This window comes from Gemmatimonadota bacterium, from assembly GCA_009838845.1.
Lineage (GTDB): Bacteria > Latescibacterota > UBA2968 > UBA2968 > UBA2968 > VXRD01.
In genome coordinates, this window is record VXRD01000063.1 from 1 (window position 1) to 4,826 (window position 4,826).

The 4,826-nt window shown below is 50.1% G+C and carries 5 protein-coding genes; 4 read left to right on the forward strand and 1 reads right to left on the reverse strand.

Translation table 11 applies throughout. The features are described 5' to 3' along the window. Nucleotides 1-348: 348 nt before the first annotated feature. The 4 genes from F4Y39_08860 (at nt 349) to F4Y39_08875 (ending at nt 3,637) form a co-directional block, all read left to right on the forward strand. Nucleotides 349-1,845 (forward strand): hypothetical protein, encoded by a 1,497-nt coding sequence (locus F4Y39_08860; protein ID MYC13821.1) that lies wholly within the window; start codon nt 349-351, stop codon nt 1,843-1,845. 13 nt (nt 1,846-1,858) lie between these two features. After that, on the forward strand, nt 1,859-2,149 hold the full coding sequence (locus F4Y39_08865; GenBank protein ID MYC13822.1) for a hypothetical protein: 291 nt from the start codon (nt 1,859-1,861) through the stop codon (nt 2,147-2,149). Nucleotides 2,150-2,872: 723 nt separating this feature from the next. Beyond that, entirely contained in the window at nt 2,873-3,160 is a 288-nt protein-coding gene (locus tag F4Y39_08870) for a hypothetical protein (GenBank protein MYC13823.1), read from the forward strand. Nucleotides 3,161-3,217: 57 nt separating this feature from the next. Then, on the forward strand, nt 3,218-3,637 hold the full coding sequence (locus F4Y39_08875) for a hypothetical protein (GenBank protein ID MYC13824.1): 420 nt from the start codon (nt 3,218-3,220) through the stop codon (nt 3,635-3,637). Nucleotides 3,638-3,826: 189 nt separating this feature from the next. Here F4Y39_08875 and F4Y39_08880 read toward each other — a convergent pair. Next, on the reverse strand, nt 3,827-4,826 hold a 1,000-nt coding region (locus tag F4Y39_08880; protein MYC13825.1), incomplete at its 5' end, for an ATP-binding cassette domain-containing protein.

Consider the following 4,826-nt stretch of genomic DNA (forward strand, 5'->3'; position numbering starts at 1 on the left):
CCTCTAAAAAGTTCTTGTTGGGACGTTTTTTTAAGGTGATTATGTAGGATAGTGCCGGAATAAACTAAACAAAAAAATATCTGATTTACGCCTTGGCAGCAAACTACTCAAGCCCTGACGGATTTCTATCCAGTTTGATAGAACACGCCAGGGCTTTTTTATGCCTAATGCAGGGAATCATATACGTGAGTGCCGAGGGATGAGAAAGATACTGGCACATCATTTGCATGAATACCAGGTATATTCGTCAGAGGAGTGAATCTAATGACACGATGGCAGCACAAATGTCATTGAACCTGTCAATAGCTCATTTCCCTGCCAACTTATCGCTTTACCGAAGGAGAGAAAATGGAAACGAATAAACGCAAAAAGGGCAAGGGACGGTCAGTAGTCGGTTCTGCTACTGCAGTAACACCAAATGCCGCGACCGCACCGACAATAACGCCGCGTGCAGTTACGGACCCGGGCGTTATTGATCAAGGTCGAGTTTTTTCCGAAGCTGTCCATCAGACCCAGCCCCTGGCCTCAGCGGGCTCCCGAGAGGCGGCTCAAGCTGCTCAGGCGGTTGGTGATGGTACAGCACTGCAAAATGGGCTTCGTCCGGAAACGTGTGAGCGGCTGGTGACAAACGGAAAGGAACTCGGAAGCCTCGTTTCCGGAGCCAATCCAAACGGCAAGGCTGCGGAAGTGGTTGCTGTCTCAGACTACCGTGACCTTCACACTGGTGGAGATCCGAATATTACCAATGCCCCACACAAAATCGCCGACAACGTTCAGGACATTCGATTATCGCCGGATCACGCGAGCCGCAAGGATCTGGTATTTCAATTCCGGACTAAGGACGGGATGCTGATCACCAAGCCCAACGGACAAGTGAAGACGGGATCGGGTCAATATGTCTCCCGCAAACTGGTTCAGATGGCTGAGTCGCCTGGCTATGGGAAAGTCGGGTATGTGGACTCTCGTTATGTGAATCCTGACGGTACACCACGAGTAGCACCGGACGGCTTTACGGATGCTCAAGCACGCAGTCTCCAGAAGGCCAAAGTCCGGTTGCGCGGAATTAAGGACCTGGACTCGCGCGCTGAAAAACTCGTCGAGGATATCGTCAAACACGCAGATGATGGACTTGACCCGGTTGCTCGTCAGCACCTTCAACAATTGCGGGATGATATCGCGATGGCTTACCAACCGCGCAATGTAGCAACTCGAGTGGCTGGAGGTGCTGCTGCTGCGGCAGCAACTGCAGCGATTTTGACTTTGATCTTTCAGGTAGCCTCCGGCGGCGAGATTGATGTGGCCGAAGTGGGTAAGGCCGCAGGCAAAGGAGCACTGTTCGGTGCTGGAGGTGCAATAGCGGACGCTGGTATCTATCACGGTGGGGCATCGTTCGGAATGACGCCTGAGGCGGCGAAGGCGGTTTCGCAGAACGGAGTTGCCGTTGGATTCTGTCTCTTGGCCGTGGGGGCCGATGTATTCTCGGAAATCAAGTCCGCACGCCAAGGAGACATTTCTGTGGCGAATGCGGTGGCTGGTAGCGCATTCAAGTCTGCTCTCGATGTGCTGCCGTTGGTTCTCGCGCCTCTCGGAATCGCTGGTGTCCCGATTCTGGTCGGAACTCAGATAGGTGGTCGGTGGGTCATTGATCGGGTGCGGGAAGCAGATAGAAAGCTGGAGGTCGCTATTGAGGAAGATCTCCTGAGGGTGGCACGTCTTCACATGATCGTGGAAAAAAGAAAACAAGAGTTCGAGTCAGTGGTTCGTGCATGCGATGAGACCGATGCGCTCTATGAGCAGGTGATGTCTCAAACTACTAGGCCGTCCTTGCGTGTCATCAAGTCTTAGAGGAGGATGAAATATGACTAATTTGCAAATTGCTGGGCTTTTCGGAATCGGAATCGCAATCGCAATTGGTGGCGTAGCGTGGGGCTACGACCAGTACCAAAAGCGAAAAACGGAACGGGAAAGATTCTTACATGAAATTGCGCGTCTTGAAAAAGATATCTCGGATTTGGATCAAATGTACGCTGAATCGCAATCTCGTCTCCGTAGTAAGGATGAGCAGAATCGCGCACTCATAGAAGAGATCATGCGGTTGCGCGAAGAACTTGAATCATACCGGGTAGCACTTTGGTATGCTTCTGCCTGATTTGCAATCGGGCCACAACTGATCTGGTAATGCATTGTGATGCCGCTAAAGCGACACTCGCAAGAATCTTAGATAATTTTCCGAAGTCCCATTCACCTGACTGGAACCTTGGATGACGTTTTGAGGAGTAAGGAGATACATGGTCCACCGTGCGAGAATGGGTTATTGTTTTATGTAGCTGATACACCACTTCTTTTTGGCTTGAAACGTGTCAAATTCAAGGTCATAAGCCCTTGAGACATTCCTGAGCGTGCTCTATGTTTGAGACATAAAGATATGGGCCCTTCAAATGGGCAAGCGGTACATATCTTTCACATGACCACCCATCCATGGTTCAAAATGTACCCTTTCGCCTTTCATCTGTGCCCATCTGCGTCCATCTGCGGATTTAAATTCAGGTTGTAAACAAGAGGGCAATACAGCATATTGAAGGCATAATAAGGGTATTTGATTGATTTCCATACCATTTGTCGTGCGATGCTGTGACATTGGCCTGATATTTGCTTTGGAGTCTGACTGTTGCGCGTGTTCCACAAAGATGCCAACCCTCAGACTTAAGACATCGCTTATGGCAGATATTGACTCCATCTCCAAATACCTCATTCAACACATCACGGAAAAATAAAAATCGGCTGGGATTTGACACGATGTGTAAAATCAAATAGATTTGGATATGTTTGGGAGACGTGATAGCAAAATAAGTTTAGATGGTGTTTATTCGTTGTGTCTCTGGTAGAAAAGGGATTGCACATGGCTACTGAAACCATTGAAGGCATTGCCCAAAAGCAAGCCAAACAAGAGGGGCAATTTGACCAGTTCAGCAAACGCTTTGAGGACGCTCAAATGATGCTGGTTCAAGCAATCAACGGCCTGCGAGAAGACAACAAGTTTTTGCTCTCGCGTGTTGATGCAGTGGATAGCAAAATCGGCGAGGTCAACCGCTGGCGTTGGGCAACAACGATTGCGGCGGTTATTGCGGCGTGTGCGCTCTATCGTGTTTTTTTTCCATGACTCAAATAGTGTCTGACACTTTACAGTGCATAGGGCACGGCTTCACTGGATTGGATTATGGTAGGAAAAACAGACGGCGAAAGAGTATCCATCTGGAGTGTTGGGGATAGGGAAAGATTGTTCTTTGTGGGCCTCTCTTTGGCATTCTTTGCTGTTGGATTGTGGTTTGCCCTTTGTCATATTACGCAAGATGGTTTCACCAATGAGGCGATCTTTGATTCCATAAAAATTATTGGACCAATAGGTCTTTCGGCAATTACCTTAACATTTTTTTTAATGGAGGGCAGGAATCTCATGCTTGTTCCAATTGAAAAATATCGCAGAAAACGCTACGAAGAAGGTCGGCAAGAAGGTCGGCAAGAGGGATACCAGGAAGTATTTGCGACAATTCAAGAGAAATATCCGAATATTGACTTGGCGGTCATCCGTGCTGCACTAAAAGAGAAAAATGGGAGTGGAATAGACGATCACAAATAAGCGACATTTTGACAATGGGCATTAGAGTAAAGGAGTAGAGAACGCGCCATTGAATATCTTTTTTTGATTCGCTTTGATATCCACAATTCGGAGTGTCTGAACGATTGTGTACAGAATGGGAAATATTAAAAAACGCCCCGGCGATATTTGTCGGGGTACTTTTTATTTTCAACGACTTTTTAATCCGCGTCATCCGCGATACTCTTTGAGGAAACGGCCCGTGTGGGAAGATGGATTTTGGGCGATGGTCTCTGGCGTGCCGGTTGCGACGATGTTGCCGCCTTTTTCGCCTGCGTCGGGTCCGAGGTCGATGATCCAGTCTGCGCGTTTGACGACGTCGAGGTTGTGTTCTATGATGAGAACAGTGTTGCCGCGGTCAACGAGGCGGTCGAGGACTTCGATGAGGACGCGGATGTCGTCAAAGTGCAATCCCGTGGTGGGTTCGTCGAGGAGGTAAAGCGTTTTACCCGTGGCGGTTCGCGCAAGTTCGGTTGCGAGTTTGACGCGCTGTGCCTCGCCGCCAGAGAGGGATGTGGCCGGTTGACCGAGGCGGAGATAACCCAGGCCCACGTCGGCGAGTGATTTGAGTTGTCGCTGCGCCGCCGGGATGTTGCGGAAGAAGGTGCGGGCTCGATTTACTGTGAGGTTTAAGACATCGGCTATTGAACTGCCTTTGTATCGGATTTCGAGGGTTTCTCTGTTGTATCGGCTGCCACCGCATACGTCGCAGGTGACGAATACGTCGGGGAGGAAGTGCATTTCGATGCGGCGCACGCCATCGCCCTGGCAGGCTTCGCAGCGCCCGCCTTTGATGTTGAAGCTGAAGCGCCCAGCGCCATAACCGCGCACTCTGGATTCGGGCAATTGGGCGTAGAGTTCGCGTATGGCTGTGAAGAGTCCCGTGTATGTGGCGGCATTTGATCGCGGGGTGCGCCCGATTGGGGATTGGTCTATGCGAATGACTTTGTCGATTTGTTCAACGCCTTCGATAGATTTATGAGGCAATGGTTCTGTGCTGGCGCGGTGGAGTTGTCGGGCGAGCGCGGGATACAGGGTGTGATTGATGAGCGAGCTTTTGCCCGAGCCAGATACGCCGGTGACGCATACAAAAACGCCCAGGGGAATATCGATATTGACGTTTTGCAAGTTGTGTCCGCTGGCGCCTCTGATTGAGAGATGCCCGCGGGGG

Excerpts from the sequence above, each read along its gene's own strand:
- F4Y39_08860 (MYC13821.1), top strand. The coding sequence starts at position 349 with ATGGAAACGAATAAACGCAAAAAGGGCAAGGGACGGTCAGTAGTCGGT.
- F4Y39_08865 (MYC13822.1), top strand. The coding sequence starts at position 1,859 with ATGACTAATTTGCAAATTGCTGGGCTTTTCGGAATCGGAATCGCAATC.
- F4Y39_08875 (MYC13824.1), top strand. The coding sequence starts at position 3,218 with ATGGTAGGAAAAACAGACGGCGAAAGAGTATCCATCTGGAGTGTTGGG.